The organism is Microbulbifer sp. SAOS-129_SWC (assembly GCF_039696035.1).
GTDB lineage: Bacteria > Pseudomonadota > Gammaproteobacteria > Pseudomonadales > Cellvibrionaceae > Microbulbifer.
The window spans coordinates 446,938-464,625 of sequence record NZ_CP155567.1; the positions used below are offsets into that span (position 1 = coordinate 446,938).

Annotated in this window: 15 protein-coding genes; 11 read left to right on the forward strand and 4 right to left on the reverse strand. The window is 65.1% G+C overall.

Features of this window, described 5'->3' with window-relative positions; all coding sequences use genetic code 11:
* The first annotated feature begins 120 nt into the window (after positions 1-120).
* Positions 121-2,067: a M1 family metallopeptidase gene (locus ABDK11_RS01850; protein WP_346838623.1), complete on the forward strand. Its 1,947-nt coding sequence runs from the start codon at positions 121-123 to the stop codon at positions 2,065-2,067.
* A gap of 169 nt (positions 2,068-2,236) precedes the next feature.
* Here the strand turns inward: ABDK11_RS01850 and ABDK11_RS01855 are convergent, their stop codons facing one another.
* Entirely contained in the window at positions 2,237-3,535 is a 1,299-nt protein-coding gene (locus tag ABDK11_RS01855; protein ID WP_346838624.1) for an erythromycin esterase family protein, read from the reverse strand.
* Positions 3,536-3,685: 150 nt separating this feature from the next.
* Here ABDK11_RS01855 and ABDK11_RS01860 point away from each other — a divergent pair, with 150 nt between their 5' ends.
* Positions 3,686-3,820: a hypothetical protein gene (locus tag ABDK11_RS01860; RefSeq protein WP_346838625.1), complete on the forward strand. Its 135-nt coding sequence runs from the start codon at positions 3,686-3,688 to the stop codon at positions 3,818-3,820.
* A 214-nt stretch (positions 3,821-4,034) separates the two neighbouring features.
* Here ABDK11_RS01860 and serB read toward each other — a convergent pair whose 3' ends face one another.
* The gene (serB, locus tag ABDK11_RS01865; RefSeq protein ID WP_346838626.1) at positions 4,035-5,150 is read right to left on the reverse strand and encodes a phosphoserine phosphatase SerB; all 1,116 of its coding nucleotides are present in this window, start codon (positions 5,148-5,150) and stop codon (positions 4,035-4,037) included.
* A gap of 142 nt (positions 5,151-5,292) precedes the next feature.
* Between serB and ABDK11_RS01870 the strand changes: the two genes are divergently transcribed.
* The 9 genes from ABDK11_RS01870 to ABDK11_RS01910 all read left to right on the forward strand — a co-directional run bounded on the left by ABDK11_RS01870 (position 5,293) and on the right by ABDK11_RS01910 (position 15,632).
* Entirely contained in the window at positions 5,293-6,402 is a 1,110-nt protein-coding gene (locus tag ABDK11_RS01870) for a hypothetical protein (protein ID WP_346838627.1), read from the forward strand.
* 124 nt (positions 6,403-6,526) lie between these two features.
* Complete coding sequence (locus tag ABDK11_RS01875; RefSeq protein ID WP_346838628.1) at positions 6,527-6,934, forward strand: MerR family DNA-binding transcriptional regulator; 408 nt, start codon at positions 6,527-6,529, stop codon at positions 6,932-6,934.
* 86 nt (positions 6,935-7,020) lie between these two features.
* A complete protein-coding gene (locus tag ABDK11_RS01880) occupies positions 7,021-8,190 on the forward strand; it encodes an isovaleryl-CoA dehydrogenase (protein WP_346838629.1) in 1,170 nt (389 codons plus the stop codon).
* Between the two features lie 94 nt (positions 8,191-8,284).
* A complete protein-coding gene (locus ABDK11_RS01885) occupies positions 8,285-8,446 on the forward strand; it encodes a hypothetical protein (protein ID WP_346838630.1) in 162 nt (53 codons plus the stop codon).
* Entirely contained in the window at positions 8,421-10,028 is a 1,608-nt protein-coding gene (locus tag ABDK11_RS01890; RefSeq protein ID WP_346838631.1) for a carboxyl transferase domain-containing protein, read from the forward strand. Before ABDK11_RS01885 ends, ABDK11_RS01890 begins: the two co-directional genes overlap by 26 nt.
* A gap of 72 nt (positions 10,029-10,100) precedes the next feature.
* Complete coding sequence (locus tag ABDK11_RS01895) at positions 10,101-10,898, forward strand: enoyl-CoA hydratase/isomerase family protein (RefSeq protein WP_346838632.1); 798 nt, start codon at positions 10,101-10,103, stop codon at positions 10,896-10,898.
* 137 nt (positions 10,899-11,035) lie between these two features.
* A complete protein-coding gene (locus tag ABDK11_RS01900; protein WP_346838633.1) occupies positions 11,036-13,018 on the forward strand; it encodes an acetyl/propionyl/methylcrotonyl-CoA carboxylase subunit alpha in 1,983 nt (660 codons plus the stop codon).
* Positions 13,019-13,404: 386 nt separating this feature from the next.
* A complete protein-coding gene (locus tag ABDK11_RS01905; RefSeq protein WP_346838634.1) occupies positions 13,405-14,301 on the forward strand; it encodes a hydroxymethylglutaryl-CoA lyase in 897 nt (298 codons plus the stop codon).
* 80 nt (positions 14,302-14,381) lie between these two features.
* Complete coding sequence (locus ABDK11_RS01910) at positions 14,382-15,632, forward strand: DUF945 family protein (protein WP_346838635.1); 1,251 nt, start codon at positions 14,382-14,384, stop codon at positions 15,630-15,632.
* Between the two features lie 78 nt (positions 15,633-15,710).
* On the opposite strand, the gene ABDK11_RS01915 is transcribed toward ABDK11_RS01910, so the two are convergent.
* On the reverse strand, positions 15,711-16,061 hold the full coding sequence (locus ABDK11_RS01915) for a hypothetical protein (protein WP_346838636.1): 351 nt from the start codon (positions 16,059-16,061) through the stop codon (positions 15,711-15,713).
* 176 nt (positions 16,062-16,237) lie between these two features.
* On the reverse strand, positions 16,238-17,596 hold the full coding sequence (locus ABDK11_RS01920; protein WP_346838637.1) for a response regulator: 1,359 nt from the start codon (positions 17,594-17,596) through the stop codon (positions 16,238-16,240).
* Positions 17,597-17,688 lie beyond the last annotated feature (92 nt).

The window sequence follows — 17,688 nt, forward strand, 5'->3', positions numbered from 1 at the left end:
ACCACGCCCGGCAGACGCCCGCTGTTGTCCAGACCACCCTTGCCGGTTGCGGCTGTTTTGTCGACGTCCCTCCTGTATCCTGTGCCGCGACTGAATAAATAGAATTTCTGGAGCTCACCCATGTTGCCCCGCTTACTCTGTACCAGCCTGTTTGTCGGTGCCCTGGCACTGGCCGGCGGCTGTTCCAAATCCGAGGTCCCGGCGCCGGACAAGGCCCCGGCGGCGAAAACCGCGGATGTGAAAGCCAAGGATCAGCACGCCGACAAGGCGCCCAAGCCCGGTGTGGATTACCACTCGTTTGCCAATACCGACGATTACCGGGTCAAGCACCTCGACCTGGACCTGAATGTCGATTTCTCGCGCAAGGTGCTGAGTGGCGAGGCACGCCTGCAGTTCAAGCGCCTGACCAAAAAGAACCCGCCGCTGGTGCTGGATACCCGCGACCTGAAGATCGAATCGGTCGAGGCCGGTCACGGCAAGCAGATGCAGCCGGCCAAGTTCTCGCTGGGCAAGACCGACCCGATCCTCGGCACGCCGCTGTCGATCAAACTGCCGAAGAATGCCACCGCCGTGGCCATTCACTACCAGACTTCGCCCAGCGCCTCCGGCGTGCAGTGGCTGGAGCCGCAGCAGACTGCCGGTAAGAAACACCCGTTCCTGTTCACTCAGGCCCAGGCGATTCACGCGCGCAGCTTTATCCCGCTGCAGGACACGCCGTCGGTGCGCATTACCTACAACGCCACCATCCATACGCCCAAGGATCTGCGCGCGGTGATGAGTGCGAACAACGACCCGGATGCACCCAGGAGCGGCGAGTATAAATTCGAGATGCCGCAGCCGATCCCGTCCTACCTGATCGCCCTGGCGGTTGGCGACCTGGACTTCAAGGCCATGGGCGAGCGCACCGGCGTCTACGCCGAGCCGTCGGTACTGGACGCCGCGGCCAAGGAGTTCGAGGACACCGAGTCGATGCTCGAGGTTAACGAGAAGGTCTACGGCCCCTATCGCTGGGACCGCTACGACCTGCTGATCCTGCCGCCCAGCTTCCCGTTTGGCGGCATGGAGAACCCGCGCCTGAGCTTCATTACCCCGACCGTGATCGCCGGTGACAAGAGCCTGGTATCACTGATCGCCCACGAGCTGGCCCACTCCTGGTCCGGTAACCTGGTGACCAACGCCACCTGGCGCGACATGTGGCTGAACGAGGGCTTCACCACCTACCTGACCAACCGCATCATGCAGAACGTCTACGGCGACAAGCGCTACCGCATGGAAATGGCGCTGGGCTACGCCGATCTGCAGGCGGCGCTGAAAGACCGCGATCCCCGCGACCAGCGCCTGGCCAACGACCAGGGCGGTCGCGATCCGGATGAAGTCTTCTCCGATATCCCCTACGAAAAGGGTGCGCTGTTCCTGTACGAACTGGAACAGAAAGTCGGCCGCAAGGCGTTCGACCAGTTCCTGGTGAACTATTTCAATCACTTCGCGTTCCAGAGCATTACCACGGAAGATTTCGTTAAATACCTGCAGGAAACGCTGCTGAAGCAGTATCCGGACAAGCTCAGCGCCGAGCGCATTCACCAGTGGATCTACGAACCGGGCCTGCCGGAAGGCGCGCCGCACCCGACCTCCGACGCCTTCAGCAAGATCGACCCGGTCCGCCAGCAGTGGCTGGATGGCAAGATCGCGGCCAGCGATATCGACACCAGCAAATGGAGCTTCCACGAGTGGAAGTACTTCCTCGATGGCATGCCGGAGAAACTGAGCGAGAAGCAGCTGCAGGAACTCGACAGCGCCTTCGGCCTGACCGACTCGAAGAACAACGAGATCGCGTTCAGCTGGCTGATGATCGCCGTGCACAACGACTACCAGCCGGCCTTCCCGCGCCTGGAAGACTTTATGGTGAGCATTGGCCGCAACAAGTTCGTGCGCCCGCTGTACCGCAGCCTGGTGGAACACGGCAAGCGCGACATGGCTGTGCGCATCTTTGAAAAGGCCAAGCCGGGTTACCACCCGCTGACGGTCAAGATCAACAGCCAGATCGTCTACGGCGACGACGAGGACTGATCGTCGCGACGATTACTCGCTTTAGAACCAGCGCCCCGCCTCCGAGCGGGGCGTTTTGGTTTTGGCGTCTCTACTTTGCTCCAACGGCTCTGGGTGCCAGCGCAGAATCTCGCTCGGAACTCTCTAGGCACACATCCCTGCCTCGCACGGCACGGCCAGCTACCGCGATCTAAAACCCCCACGGATAGGTATCCGGTGGCGTCACCTCGCCGGCCGCCTCGATATGCAGCGGGTGCAGCGCGCGGGTTTCGTCCAGATAGACAAACGCATCGTAGCGCTGGGCCAGCTCCGTGGGCACGAAATTGCCGCGCTCGTACTCCGGCCGGTAAACCACGCCGATGGCGCGATGGCCGCGGGGCTGGTGCAGCGCAGCGCCGCCCCGCGCCAGGTCCGGCAGCAGGCTGTCGCGGCCCAGCGCGAGATGCATGGCGCCCTCCCAGCTGTGTGGCGGCGCCGCCGGCACCGCCATCTTCTGCCCCGGGCTGCCCCAGCTGCGCGCGGCAATGACGCTGCCGCGATGGCTGCCGAAGCCCACCAGCCGCACCTGTTCCCGCCCCCACTCCTCGCGTGCCAGCTGGCCGATATTGAACATGCCCTCGTGGCGCATATCGGTGGCGCGGGCATCGCCGATATGGGTGTTGTGGGCCCAGACGATGCCCTTGCTGTTGTCGCCGTGGCGCTGCAGCAGCCGGTTCAGCGTCTCCATCATATGGGTATCGCGCAGATTCCAGGAGCCGGCGCCGGCGGTCATCATGGTGCGGTAGTAGCGCTCGGCGTTGACCATGACGTGGGCGTTCTGCTCGGCGTCGAAGTCGCCCTCCGGATCGGTGTCGAAGCGCGGGCGCCGGTGCACCAGGCGCAGCAGCAACTCGATGACCTCGTCGGCGCAGTCGCCGTCGGACATCAGCGCGTGGCGCGCGTAACGCTGCTCGTCGCGACCGTAGGGCTGGAAGCAGTAAAGGACCCGCTCGGCCAGTGCCAGCGACTGTGGATCGCGGTCGCGCACATGGTGGATGATCGCCTCCAGGGATTCCCACAGGCTGTACATGTCCAGGCCATAGAAACCGGCCTGCCGCTGCGGACGGGTATCGTTGTGGCGCCGCAGCCACTCGGTGAAGGCCACCATCTCCCAGTTGGCCCACATCCAGGTGGGCCAGCGGTCGAAGGCGCGCAACACCGCCTCGGCGTGGGCACCGGAATCCGCGTAGGCCTTGGCGTAGCGGTTGACCCGGTAGCAGTCCGGCCAGTCACCCTCCACCGCGACAAAATCGAAACCCTGATCCTCGATCAGCCGGCGACTGAGCGCCGCGCGCCAGACGTAGTATTCTGAGGTGCCGTGGGAGGCCTCGCCGAGCATGACGATGCGCGCGCCGGCGAGCTGCTGCAGCAGTGGCTGCAGTGCGTCGCCGTGCAGCGGTAGCGCCAGCTCGCGCAGGCCGGCTGTGAGGGGGTTGTCGCTGTCTGTCATGGGGCACCCGCCAAACCAGTCACTTACCCGACGAGCATAGTGTCACCAAGGGGCAAATTAGTGGCGGTGGATTTCGCCCGCGGCTGTTCAGTGGTCGCGGCTTTGCGTACTCTTCGCGGGGAAAATGACGGGGAACAGGGGGAGGTGTCTATGAGCGGGCGAAACCCGGCCGGACTGCTGTTGTTGCTGGCTCTGGCGCTGGCGATTGCCAGCTGCAGCAGCGGTGTCTGTGACGAGCGCCGCAGCGCGCCGGCAGTACCGTCAATTCCGCTCGCGCATCGGTAAGTGGTAAACGGCTAAGTGGTAAACGGCCAAGTGGTAACCGGGTAAGCGGACCGCCAGGCATCCGCCAGGCGCACCTGTTCCGCCCCGGGTCGCGCCCCGGGTCGCGCCGCGGGTTCGCGCCACGGGTGCGCGCCACGGGTGCGCCAACCCGTGACGACAACACCGGCACCGGGCGCGGATATGTCAGCGGCGGCCGCCGATCCGCGCTGCAGATTTATTCAACCAGCGCCTCAACCTGCTGGTCATTGAGCCCGAACAGGTACAGTGCCGCGTCCAGGCCAAAATGGCAGATCGCCTGCGGCGCCTCCAGGCGCACCTTGGGTTTCGGGTGAATGGCGATCCCCAGCGCGCCCAGGTTCAGCATCGGGATATCGTTGGCGCCGTCGCCCACCGCAATCACCCGCTGCAGCTCCAGCCCCAGCTCCTCTGCCATCTGCTCCAGCAGTGCCCGCTTGCGCTGGCCATCGACGATCGGCTCGATCACATTGCCGGTCAGGGCGCCGTCGGCGAATTCCAGCTGGTTGGCGTGCACGAAATCCACCGCCAGCTTTTCCCGCTGCAGGTAATCGGCAAAGTAGGTGAAGCCGCCGGACAGAATCGCGGTCTTGCAGCCCAGCGCGCGCAGGGCGCGCAGCAGTTCGGCGGCGCCGGGCTTGATCGGCAGCTGCGGCGCTATCTCCGCCAGCCGCGCCTCGGAAAAGCCCTGCAGCAGCGCCATGCGTTTCTTGAAGCTCTGGCGGAAATCCAGCTCGCCGCGCATTGCCGCGGCGGTGATCTCGGCGACCTGTGAACCGATGCCGGTGATCTTGGCCAGTTCGTCGATAACCTCCGCGTCGATCAGCGTCGAGTCCATATCGAAGCCCGCCAGCTGGGGCGGCTGCTGGCTGTCGCCGCGCTGCAGCACCAGGTCGACTTCCAGCTGTTCCGCCAGTTGCAGGCAGGCGTGTTTGGCCGCCGCGAAGTTGGCCACGGCGGCATCGAGCTGGAAGCGCACGACGGTGCGCTCGCTGTGGCGGCTGAGGGTGTCGACCACGTGCACACGCCAGTCCCGCGCGGCGAAGAACGCCAGCAGCCGGCGCAGCTGTTCGAGGCTGGCGGCGGGAGAGAGCAGGGTCGCACACCAGGGCGCGCTGATCGCGGTGGGCCGTTCCGCCGGGGGCCGTGGCGCACTCGCGGCGCCCAGCTCCGCGGGGGCGACGCCGTGCCACTCGAGGCCGAGGCTGGCGCGTCCGTCGCGGACTTCCAGGTAGCGCAGCGCGGCGTCGCCGGCGGTGTGCGGAATGTCTGCCAGTGGCAGCTCGAAAGCGTGAAGTTGCGACGCGCGCTCCATACGGCGGATCCTTGTTGCTGAATGGCCGGATTGTTGTCCCGGGTGGGACACGGGGTCGCGCATTATATCCCCCGGGGCAAACTTCGCTAAAATCCCCTGTCATTGAATACCTCGATACCGACAACAAAACGGCCGCCCGCTCATGTTTGACCAGTTCCTCGCCAAAAGCCCGCGCCTCTCCCAGCTGATCGAGCGGCTGCCGTCGCGCCAGCGCCAGCAGTTGCTGGCGGCGCTGATCTGGCTGTCGCTGGCGGCTTTCTGCGCGGTGGCGCTCGGCCACTACGCCAGCCAGCAGCGCGCCGCGGCGATTGCCCGCGATCGCGCCGAGGCGCAGGCAGCGGCCACCTTCCTCGCCGGGCAGAGCCTCGATCGCATCGTCGCCGGTGACCGCATCAGCCTGCAGATGCTGGCCCAGCAGCTGTTGGAGCTGCCGGCGGTGACCGGGGTCACGGTGCAGGATGTGGAATCCAACCCGCTGGCCCAGGCGGGTGACCTGGAGCGCGGCGAGTCGGTGACGGCACCGGTGGTGCTGCACGACAGCCTCGCCGGCAGCGTCACCGTCAATCTGCAGCCCGGCCGCGATCAGGGCTACCCCTGGGGCAGCCTGCTGCTGAGCCTGGTGTTCGCGCTGCCATTCAGCGCCGCCGCCGCGCTGGCCGCGGGCAGCGGCGGCGCGCGGCGACGCGTGCCGGTAATGCAGCAGGCGCCGGCGGCGCGAGCGGCGCCGCAACCCGAGCGCGAGCCTGAACCGGAGGTGCGCGTGGGGCTCTACCTGCGCCCGCTGAACTGGGCCCAGCTGGGTAACCAGTTGAGCCGCAGCGCACTGGACAAGCTGCAGGCGGATCTGGACGCGCGCCTGCAGTTGCTGGCGCGCATCTACGACGGGCGCCCGCTGAAGCACGCCGGGCCCCAGCGTGGCCTCGGCTTCTGTGGCGGCGATGCGGCATTCCGCGCGGTCTGCTGTGGCCTGCTGCTGCGCGAGCTGCAAAGCGGCAGCCGCGCCGCCGGCCTGCAGCTGGGGGTGGCGGTGGTGCCAGCGCAGACCGGCGACTTCGACTTCAGCGGCGAACTGCTGCTGTCGCAGGGGCGCGGCCTGTCCCTGCACGCGGAGCTGCTCGAAGACCCCGCCCTCGATGGCCGCATCGAACGCTACCCGACTGCCTGGGGCGCGGAGGTCAGTGGTCTCGACGGTCCCTATCAAAAGCTGCTCGACAACCAGCTGCAGCAGCTGCGCAACGCCCAGCCCGCCTGACGCATCCGCTAATGCCGTGACCGGAGGTCTCCGTCCGGTCGGTCACAGCGGCGCTCACACCCTTGCTTTACGTTTACGTTAACGTAAACCTTTGCTAGGCTTCTTCGCGTCCAGAGGAAGTCCTATGAAACCCGAAGCCAGTACCGTTGAACCCGACAGTTACAGTATTTCCGAGCTGTCGCGGGAGTTTGACATTACCACCCGCACCATCCGCTTTTACGAGGACAAGGGCCTGCTGAGCCCCGCGCGCCGCGGCCAGACCCGCGTCTACAGCCCGGAGGACCGGGTGCGCCTGAAGCTGATCCTGCGCGGCAAACGGCTGGGTTTCTCGCTCGACGAGAGCCGCGACATCATCGACATGTACGACCCGACCCACGGCAACGTGGAGCAACTGCAGCGGCTGCTGGACACCATCGAACAGAAGCGCGCGCAGCTGAACCAACAGCTGCGCGATATCCAGAGCCTGATGGGGGAGCTGGATGAGGCCGAGGTGCGCGCCCGTGCCGCGCTCGAACAGGACGCCCGCAACTGACTTGCGAAGGTCCCGCTGGCGGGGCCATCCCGAAACCCGAAACAGTGCCGCGAGGCCACTGAGAGAAAACGAGTAACGGAATTGCTATGAATACCTCCTACCGCACTCTGAACTTTGGTCTCGGCGAAGAGATCGACATGCTGCGCGACATGGTCCACAAATTCTGTCAGGCAGAACTGGCGCCGCGCGCGGCGCAGATCGACGAGGACAACCTGTTCCCCGCCGACATGTGGAAAAAATTCGGCGAGCTGGGCCTGCTGGGGATGACAGTCGAAGAAGAGTTCGGCGGTTCCAACATGGGCTATCTGGCCCATGCGGTGGCGATGGAGGAAATCTCCCGCGCGTCCGCTTCCGTGGGCCTGTCCTACGGTGCCCACTCCAACCTGTGTGTAAACCAGCTGCGCAAGAACGGCACCCCGGAACAGAAGGCCAGGTACCTGCCCAAGCTGTGTTCCGGCGAGCACGTCGGCGCGCTGGCGATGAGTGAGCCGAACTCCGGTTCCGACGTGGTCAGCCTGCAGCTGAAGGCGGAAAAAAAGGGTGACCGCTTTGTGCTGAACGGCAACAAGATGTGGATCACCAACGGCCCCGACGCCGATACCTATGTCATTTACGCGCGCACCGAGCCGGGCATCAGCTCCGGCGGCATCACCGCGTTTATCGTCGAGCGCGGCTTCAAGGGTTTCAGCCAGGCGCAGAAACTCGACAAGCTGGGTATGCGCGGCTCCAACACCTGTGAGCTGGTGTTCGAGGACTGTGAAGTGCCGGAGGAGAATATTCTCGGCGAACTGAACGGCGGCGTGCGCGTGTTGATGAGCGGTCTCGACTACGAGCGCACCATTCTGTCCGGTGGCCCGGTGGGGATCATGCAGGCGTGTCTGGACGTGGTGGTGCCCTACGTGCACGAGCGCAAGCAGTTCGGTCGCGCGATCGGCGAATTCCAGCTGATGCAGGGCAAGATCGCCGACATGTACGCCGACCTGAACGCCAGCCGCGCCTATCTGTACGCGGTGGCCCGCGCCTGCGATCGCGGCGAGGACTCGCGCAAGGATTCCGCCGCGGTGATCCTGTTTACCGCCGAGCGCGCCACGCAGATGGCCCTGCAGGCGATCCAGACCCTGGGTGGCAACGGCTATATCAACGAGTACTCCACCGGGCGCCTGCTGCGCGATGCCAAGCTGTATGAAATCGGCGCCGGCACTTCCGAGATCCGCCGCATGCTGATCGGCCGCGAGCTGTTCAACGAAACCCGCTGAGGGACTTTGTAGATGGGTTTGTGGCGGCCCTGCTACCGGTGTGGATTTGCAGGACACGCCGCGAATTCCCATCTGACCGCCAGGGATGGCGGGAATGCAGATTTTGCAGGAGCAAAAATCTGCCATGGGGGCTCTGCAAAGCATCCTGTTTTTGAAGCCCCTGCAAACCAAACCCGGCATCAGCGCCTTCGCATTTAAGCGGCGAGCGCGAATCAACTTCGTAAGATTTTATGAACCAGATTCAGAGCAAGATTAATACCCGCGACGCGGCCTTCGCCGAAAACCGCGAACAGATGGAAAAACTGGTCGCCGACCTGCGCGAAAAAGTGCAGAAGATTTCCCTCGGCGGTAGCGAGCGCGCGCGGGAAAAACACGTCGCGCGGGGCAAGCTGCTGCCGCGCGAGCGCATCGATGCGCTGCTCGACCCCGGCAGTCCGTTCCTGGAGTTCTCCCAGCTCGCGGCCTACGAGGTCTACGGTGAGGATGTGCCGGCGGCCGGTATCATCACCGGTATCGGCACCGTGTCCGGCCAGCCGTCCGTGATCGTGGCCAACGACGCCACGGTGAAGGGCGGGACCTACTACCCGCTGACGGTGAAAAAACACCTGCGCGCCCAGGCCATTGCCGAGCAGAACAACCTGCCATGCATTTACCTGGTGGATTCCGGTGGTGCCAACCTGCCGCGCCAGGACGATGTGTTCCCGGACCGTGAGCACTTCGGGCGCATCTTCTTCAACCAGGCCAACCTGTCGGCGCAGAATATCCCGCAGATTGCCGTGGTCATGGGCAGCTGTACTGCCGGCGGCGCCTATGTGCCGGCGATGGCGGATGAATCCATCATGGTCAAGGAACAGGCCACCATCTTCCTGGCCGGCCCGCCGCTGGTGAAGGCGGCCACCGGTGAAGAGGTGTCGGCGGAAGAGCTGGGCGGTGCCGAGGTGCACTGCCGCACATCGGGGGTGTCCGACCACTTCGCCAACAACGATGTGCATGCGCTGCAGCTGGCGCGTCGCTCGGTGGCGCGGTTGAACCGGGTCAAGAATCCCGGCCTGCGGCTGGAAAAGCCAATCGAGCCGATCTTCGCGCCGGACGATATTTACGGTGTGGTGCCGAAGGATTCGCGTCAGCCGTTTGATGTGCGCGAGATTATCGCGCGCACCGTCGACGGCTCCGAATTTGATGAATTCAAGGCGCTTTACGGCACCACGCTGGTGACCGGCTTCGCGCGCATCCACGGCTACCCGGTGGGTATCGTCGCCAACAACGGCATCCTGTTCGCCGAGAGCGCACAAAAAGGCGCGCACTTTATCGAGCTGTGCGCGCAGCGCAATATCCCGCTGGTATTCCTGCAGAACATCACCGGCTTTATGGTCGGCAAGCAGTACGAGGCCGGGGGCATCGCCAAGCACGGCGCCAAAATGGTGACCGCGGTGGCCACCGCCAAGGTCCCCAAGATCACCATCCTGATCGGTGGTTCCTTCGGTGCCGGCAACTACGGTATGTGTGGCCGTGCCTACGACCCTAACTTCCTGTTCATGTGGCCCAATGCGCGCATCTCGGTGATGGGCGGTGAGCAGGCTGCCGGCGTGCTGGCGCAGGTCAAGCGCGACCAGATGGAAGCCCGGGGTGAATCGTGGAGCGCCGAAGACGAGCAGGCATTCAAACAGCCAATCGTCGACGACTACGAACACCAGGGCCACCCCTACTACGCCTCGGCGCGCCTGTGGGACGACGGCGTCATCGATCCGGCCGACACCCGCAAGGTCCTCGGCCTGTGCCTGGCCGCGGCGACCCACAAGGAACCGCAAGAGACCAGGTTCGGCGTGTTCCGCATGTAACACGGGACAGCCGCGGCGACAGAAAACTGGTGTAGGGTGAGCCCTGCGAAGTCACCCAACAAGGAATTGAATATGAGCGACAAACTGCACTGCGAACTCGACAGCGAAGGCGTGGCCACGGTCACCCTGAACCGCCCGGAAGTGCACAACGCCTTTGACGACGAGCTGATTCGCGAGCTGGGCGAGACCTTCGACAGCCTGTCGCAGAACCCGGCGGTGCGTGCACTGGTGCTGGCCTCCAACGGCAAGAACTTCTCCGCCGGCGCCGACCTGAACTGGATGAAGCGCATGGCCAGCTATTCCGAAGACGAAAACCGCGGTGATGCCGCCGCGCTGGCCGCGATGCTGTACAAGCTGGACACCTTCCCCGCGCCGACCATCGCGCGGGTGCAGGGTGCGGCTTTCGGCGGCGCGGTCGGTCTGGTCAGCTGCTGCGATATCGCCGTGGCCAGCGAGCGCGCCAGCTTCTGCCTGTCGGAAGTGAAGATCGGCCTGCTGCCGGCGACCATCAGCCCGTATGTGATCAACGCGGTCGGCACACGCCACGCGCGCCGCTATTTCGTCACTGCCGAACGCTTCTCGGCCGAGCGCGCGCGCGAAATCGGCCTGGTGTCGGAAGTCTGCCCCGAGGGCGAGCTGGACCTGACGGTACAGAAACTGGTGAACACGATCGTCGACAACGGCCCGCGCGCCGTAGCCATGGCCAAGCAGTTGGCCATGTCGATGTCCAACCGGGTGATCAACGAGGAATTGCAGGGCCAGACCAGTGCCCTGATCGCTGCCGTACGCGTGTCTCCGGAAGGTCAGGAAGGGCTGAGCGCATTTCTGGAAAAGCGCGCCCCCAGCTGGATGAAAAGCGGTAACGAATAGCGTTATTGCATGCGTAGGGTGGGCAAGGGCGCGCAGCGACATGTCCATCGCCCGGCGGTGTGATGGGCTCGCTGCGCTTTGCCCATGCTACGTAACTTGAAGCTTCTGAGCTGTCTGCAGAAATTAAAGAGCCAACCATGATTCGTAAACTGTTAATTGCCAACCGCGGCGAAATCGCTTGCCGCGTTATCCGCACCGCCCGCCGCCTCGGCGTGGCCACCGTGGCGGTTTACTCGGATGCCGATGCCGACGCGCTGCATGTGCAGCTCGCCGATGAGGCGGTGCGTCTCGGCCCGGCACCGGCAAAAGACTCCTACCTGGATATCGACAAGGTGATTGCCGCGGCGCAGCAGACCGGCGCCGACGCCGTTCACCCCGGCTACGGCTTCCTGTCGGAAAACGCGGGCTTCTGCCGCGCCTGTGACCAGGCCGGCATTATTTTTGTCGGTCCGCCCGTCGGTGCCATCGAGGCGATGGGCTCCAAGTCTGCCGCCAAGCGCATCATGGAAGACGCCGGCGTGCCGCTGGTACCCGGCTATCACGGCACCAACCAGAACGCGGACATCCTCGAGGGCCACGCGCAGCGCATCGGCTACCCGGTGTTGCTGAAGGCGGCGGCCGGCGGCGGCGGCAAGGGCATGCGCCGGGTCGACCGCGAAGAAGACTTTCACAGCGCCCTGGAGGCCGCCAAGCGCGAAGCGCAGAACGCCTTTAGCGACGACCTGATGTTGATCGAGCGCTATGTGGTCAACCCGCGCCACGTGGAAATCCAGGTGTTCTGCGACAACAAGGGCGGCGGTGTCTATCTGTTCGAGCGCGACTGTTCGGTACAGCGCCGTCACCAGAAGGTGGTAGAAGAGGCACCGGCGCCGGGCATGACCGAAGAGCTGCGTGCGCGTATGGGTGAGGCCGCGCTGCGCGCCGCCCACGCGATCGGCTATGTCGGTGCCGGCACGGTGGAATTCCTGCTCGATGCCAACGGCGCCTTCTATTTCATGGAAATGAACACCCGCCTGCAGGTGGAGCACCCGGTCACCGAGATGATTACCGGCCAGGACCTGGTGGCCTGGCAGCTGGCAGTGGCCGCCGGTGATCCGCTGCCGCTACAGCAGGAAGACCTGAGCATTTCCGGCCACGCCTTCGAGGTGCGCATCTACGCCGAGGATCCGGACAACGACTTCCTGCCGGCCACCGGCACCCTGGTGCGCCACCGCCCGCCGCAACAGAGTGAATCCGTGCGTGTCGACACCGGTGTACAGAGCGGCGACGAGATCAGCGTGCACTACGACCCGATGATCGCCAAGCTGATCTGCCACGGCCGCACCCGCAGAGAGGCACTGGCAAAGCTCGACCGGGCGCTGCAGCAGTACCAGATTGCCGGCGTGCGCCACAATATCGAGTTTCTGCACCGGGTGATCAATCACAAGGCGTTTGTCCGCGGCCAGGTTTCCACGCATTTCATCGAGGATTACGAGGGCGAGGTCCTGCAACAGGAGCAGGAACTGACCCCGCTGAAATGCGCGGCCATCGCCGGCTATCTGCACGCGCGCGAAACCCGCGACCTGCGCGCCGCGGCGCCGGCGGCGGACGCGTACTCGCCCTGGCACGACGGCGATAACTGGCGCTCCGGCCTGGTGGCGATGCGCCGCCACACCATCGACTACCGCGGCAAGCACGCCGATATCCGGTTCAGTGCGGACGGCGGCAGTGTGCGCTGGCAGTGCGGCGACATGGCCGGCGAGATCCGTGTGCTGCCCGCTGGCGAGCTGGCACTGGTGGATGGCCGCCGGGTGAATTTCTCCAGTGTGGATACTGCCGACGGCGGCGCCGTGTTTATCGACGGCACCCAGGTGGAATTCAAGGTGCTGCCGCCGGATATCGGCGAAAGTGCCGACAGTGCCCACGGCCTCGAAGCGCCGATGAACGGCACCATTGTCGCGCTGCTGGTGGAGCCGGGTGCGGCGGTGGAGCAAGACCAGCCGCTGCTGGTGATGGAGGCGATGAAGATGGAGCACACCCTGCGCGCCCCCGCCGCCGGTACTGTACAGCAGTTTTTCTGCGCCGCCGGTGAACTGGTGGATGGTGGCAGCCTGTTGATCGACTTTGTCGCTGACGAATGAAGAAAAGAGCCCCCGTAGGGTGCGCTGCGCGCACCGGCAGGACTTGATCGCAGTGACGTTCAATTAAGTTGTTCAGTGGCGGTACCGCTACCGGGTGCAGCTTTGTGAGACACGGGCTAGGCGCCCCCCCTAAACCCATCCCTGGGGGCTCTGCACCGGTATCCATGCCGGTGAAGGTCTCACAAAGCTGCACCCGGTATCGGCACCTTTGCGGAGGGTAACGTTGGGTGAACGGCATCAGACGACCCACCGGCTGTTTTCGGTGCGCACGGCGCACCCTACGTGAACTCGAAAATTACCCGGACTTGGGAAATACCCGGATTTGAGAAATTTCCACGCAGGGTGCGCGGCGCGCATCCTGCATTGCGATGAATAGAGATACTGCTATGAATCTGCCGCAAAAAGTAAAAATGGTCGAAGTGGGTCCGCGCGACGGCCTGCAGAACGAAAAGCGCGAGATCGATGTCGCCACTCGCGTGGCGCTGATCGACCGCCTCAGTGCCGCCGGCCTGCCGGTGATCGAGGCGGGCAGTTTTGTCAGCCCCAAATGGGTGCCGCAGATGGCCGCCAGCGAAGAAGTGCTGGCCGCTATCGCGCGCAAGGCGGGCACCGTCTACAGCGCGCTGACACCGAACATGAAGGGCTACGAGCGCGCCGTGACGGCCAAGGCCGATGAAGTGGCGGTATTCGGTGCCGCCTCGGAGGCGTTTACGCAGAAAAATATCAACTGCTCCATCGCCGAGAGCCTCGAGCGTTTCCGCCCGCTGGTCGAGCAGGCGCAGCGGGATGGCATTCCGGTGCGCGGCTATGTCTCCTGCGTGCTCGGCTGCCCCTACGAAGGCGATATCGACCCGCTCAAGGTGGCGGAAGTCAGCGCGGCACTGTACGAAATGGGCTGCTACGAAATTTCCCTCGGCGACACCATCGGTGTCGGCACGCCCGAGGCCGCCAAGCGCATGATCGAGGCCGTGGCGGTGCGGGTGCCGATGGAGAAACTGGCGGTGCACTTCCACGATACCTACGGCCAGGCGCTGGCCAATATCTACGCGGCGCTGCAGATGGGCGTGACGGTGGTCGATTCCGCGGTGGCCGGTCTGGGCGGCTGTCCCTATGCCAAGGGCGCCTCGGGCAATGTGGCCAGTGAAGATGTGCTCTACCTGCTCAACGGCCTGGGCATCGAGACCGGTGTCGACCTGGAGCTGCTCGCGGAGGCCGGCAACTTTATCTCGCACAAGCTGGACCGCGACAGCAATTCCCGCGTGGCCCGCGCGCTGGCCGGCTGACCCTTCCCCAGCGATCCCCGGAGCCCGGCTCCGGGGAATCTGCTACCATCGGCGCAAATCCACTGTGACCGGTTTCCTCCATGAAGCTACTGCGCCTGTCCCTGCTCTGTCTGTTCGTGTTGCTGCTCTCCACTGCGCTGGCAATGCCGGGTATCGTCGGCCCCAAAGTCGAGGAAGTCTGGAAGCAGCAGCTGGGCCAGAATCGCGGTGTCAGCGTGGCCGAATACCGGCGCGGCTGGTTCGGTGCCCGCGCCACCACCGCGCTGCAGGCGCGCGATGGCGCAACCGAGCTGCGCAGCAAGATACAGCACGGCCCGCTGCTGTTTACCGCCGAGGGCCCGCGTCTCGGTGCGGTCTACAGCGAGACACGCCTGTCGACCGAGCGCCTGCAGCCGCAGCTGCGTGCCCAGCTGGAGCAGTTCTACGGGCGCCTGGAGCACAGCCCGCTGGTGCTGGAGTCACTGGTGGGCTTCGACAATCGCGTGCACAACACCCTGCACCTGGAGCCGTTTACCCGCAGTGACGCCGGCGGCAAACTGAAATTCGACGGCGGCACCCTGCAGTTCGAAACCGATTACCGCGGCGCGGCGCTCGACGGCACCCTGCAGCTGGGCGCGTCGCGCCTGTTGCAGGGCGGCATCGAGAAGTTCCGCTCGGCGCAGGCCAGCGGCAAATTTCACTACGTGGTGGCGGCGCGGCGCGGAGAGGCCAGCATTCAACTGCCGCAGCTGCACTCCGATTCCGACTCCGGGCCGCTGGAACTGCACAACGCGGATCTGCAGCTGAACATCCAGCTACTGAACAGCGGTCTGCTGAAGCTGGTCGGCGACCTGAACCTGCCGCAGGTGCAGTCCGCCACCCCGGTCACCTCGCTCAAGCAGCACCTGACGCTGCCGCAGATCTCTGTCGCGGACCTCGGTCACTACCTCGGCGCGCTGCTGGCGCCGCCGGCCGACGGCAACTGGCAGCGGGTCATGCGCCGGCCGCTGCAGCTGCAGCAGCAGCTGGCGATACAATCTGCCAATGGCCCCATGCTGGTCGACGCCGACCTGGACTGGCGCGGACTCAGCACCGCGGCGCGGCCGGTGAATATGGCCCCGGATCAGTGGCTGGTGCCGCTTACCGGCGACGTCACTTTCGCCGCTGCCGAGCAGGCGCTGATGCAGTCGCCGCTGGTGGGGCAGGCGATGACCCTGCGCAAGTACGGGCTGTTGCTGGAAGACGGGGACGAGTTGCAGATGCACCTGCAGGTCAAGCGCGGCCAATTGCAGGTCAACGGCCAGCCGCTACCGGCGGATCTGTTTATGATGGCATTGATGGGACAGTTCTGAGTGGGGCGGAGTGGCGGCTGCAGGGGGCGGCACCCGCAACCTTCGCCGCCGGGGGCCGCTGATGCTGGCCGCTAGGATTCAGGAATAGGCCGCGCGATTGTCCGCCAGCGTCAGCCAGCCGCGAATCACGCGGTACACGGCCCACACCCAGGCGATGCCGACAATCAACACGCCCAGTCCCAACAGCCACCAGGTCAGGGTGCCGACCACCGTCCACAGCAGCCAGTACCAGAAAGTGCGGATCTGCCAGCGGAAGTGAGATTCGGCCAGGGTGCCGCGTACGTCGCCGCGCTTGACGTAGTTGATGATCACCCCGACAAAGAACGGCACCGCGGTGAACAGGCTGATGGCCTGGATCAAGTACACCAGTGTGGCCAGGTCGCGGCCGCTCTGTTCGCGCCCCTCCTGGGTGGGAAACTGCTCAGACATAGTCCTGTTCTCTCGAATTCTGTTGTCACTATCGTCCGGTAATCATCATTGCCGGGTTCATCCTATCTTACGCGCAATTGCTCCGGCAGCGCAGTGCCGCGCATCACTGCCCGCCGCAACCGGCGTATGGGAGCAAGCCTGTTTTCGAACCGGGGCAGGCCGGTTTCCGTCTCGGGTCAGGCCTGTGCGGGGCGCATATTCTGCGCGCGCCAGCTCTTCAGCTGTTCGATGGACTCACGCATCAGGTTCAGAATCTCCGTGCGCTGGTGGCGGCAGTACTCGCGCTCGCCCTCGATGGCGAGGCGCGCACTGAGTGCGCGCAGGCGTGCGGCGGCGGCCTCGAGGCCGATCTCTGCGGCGCTGGCGGCGAGGGCCGGCGCCATGCGGATGGCATCCGGCCAGTGGCGGCCGGTGAGGGCGCTGGTCAACGCGGTGGCCTTGCGTGGCAGCGTGGCAGTACGGTTGCTGAGCAGTTCGGCAAAAGCGCGCGGTCCCAGGGTGTCGTACTGCCGCCCCAGCGTGGCGCTATTGAGCAGTCGTGTAGGCCGCGGGGTTTGATCCTGCGGCCCCGTGGCGGCGGTGCTGCGGGTGCGGCGCTTGGCCCAGTTGAGCAGCTGCTCGAGCTGGAACTCGGCCACCGGGCGCGCCAGCACGCCGGTAAAGCCGCGTGCGCGGTAATGCTCCTGGTCGCCGCGGCGCAGGCCGGCGATCAGGGCGAAGATCGGCACTGCGCCACCGCTATCGCGGCGGATTTTCTGTGTCGCCTCCACGCCGTCGATCAACGGCAGGTGGGTGTCGATCAAGATCAGGTCGAACTGCTTCTGCAGTGCGGCGTCGGCGCCATCGATGCCGTTGCTCTCCCGCTGCACCCGGTGGCCGCGGATTTCCAGCGCGGTATACAGCGAGTCGTGTTCGCCGCTTTCGATCAGCAGTATCGACAGCGCTGCCGACGGCGGGGCCGGCGCCCGCGGTTCGGTCAGTTCCACGGTTTCCAGTTCGCCCAGATTGTGAATCTGCTCCAGCACCTGCAGCGCTGCCCGCAGCTGGCGCCGCGCGATCGCCGCCAGTTCGCCAGTCTCGGCGCCGGTGCTGCGCTCAAGCAGGTTGAGGGTGGACTGCAGGCCATCCAGTGGCTGGCGCAGGCGGTGTCCGGCCACGGCCAGTGTGTCGCTTTTTTCCTGCTGCTGGTGGGCAATGGCCTGGCGCGCCTCGGTCAGCAAGCGCTGTTGCGCCGCCAGTTCATTGCCGGTGGTCTGCTGTTGCCGGAACAGCTTGTGATTTTCCGCCCGCAGTGCGGCGGTGCGCTCCTTACCGAGTGCGCGCTCGCGGCGCAGGCGCACCCCGAATACAGCGGCCGCGCCCGCCGCGATCAACAGCGCGACGCCGAGCGCAACCACCCAATAGAGCGGCAGCAGGGTTGCAGTCAGGGAGAGCGGTGCCGACGCGGCGAGGGCGCCGGCCGGGGTCAGAGAGAAAATAACGATAGGCAGTGTGCGCGGGCCCGAGAGCCGCGGCGGCCAAATGGTTTTGTTCATCCTTGATACCACTTGTATTTGCGCGGGCGGAATCCGGTTGCCCGCGGGTGGCAACGCGACGCGCGCAATTGCCGGTAAAGAAATACTCGATC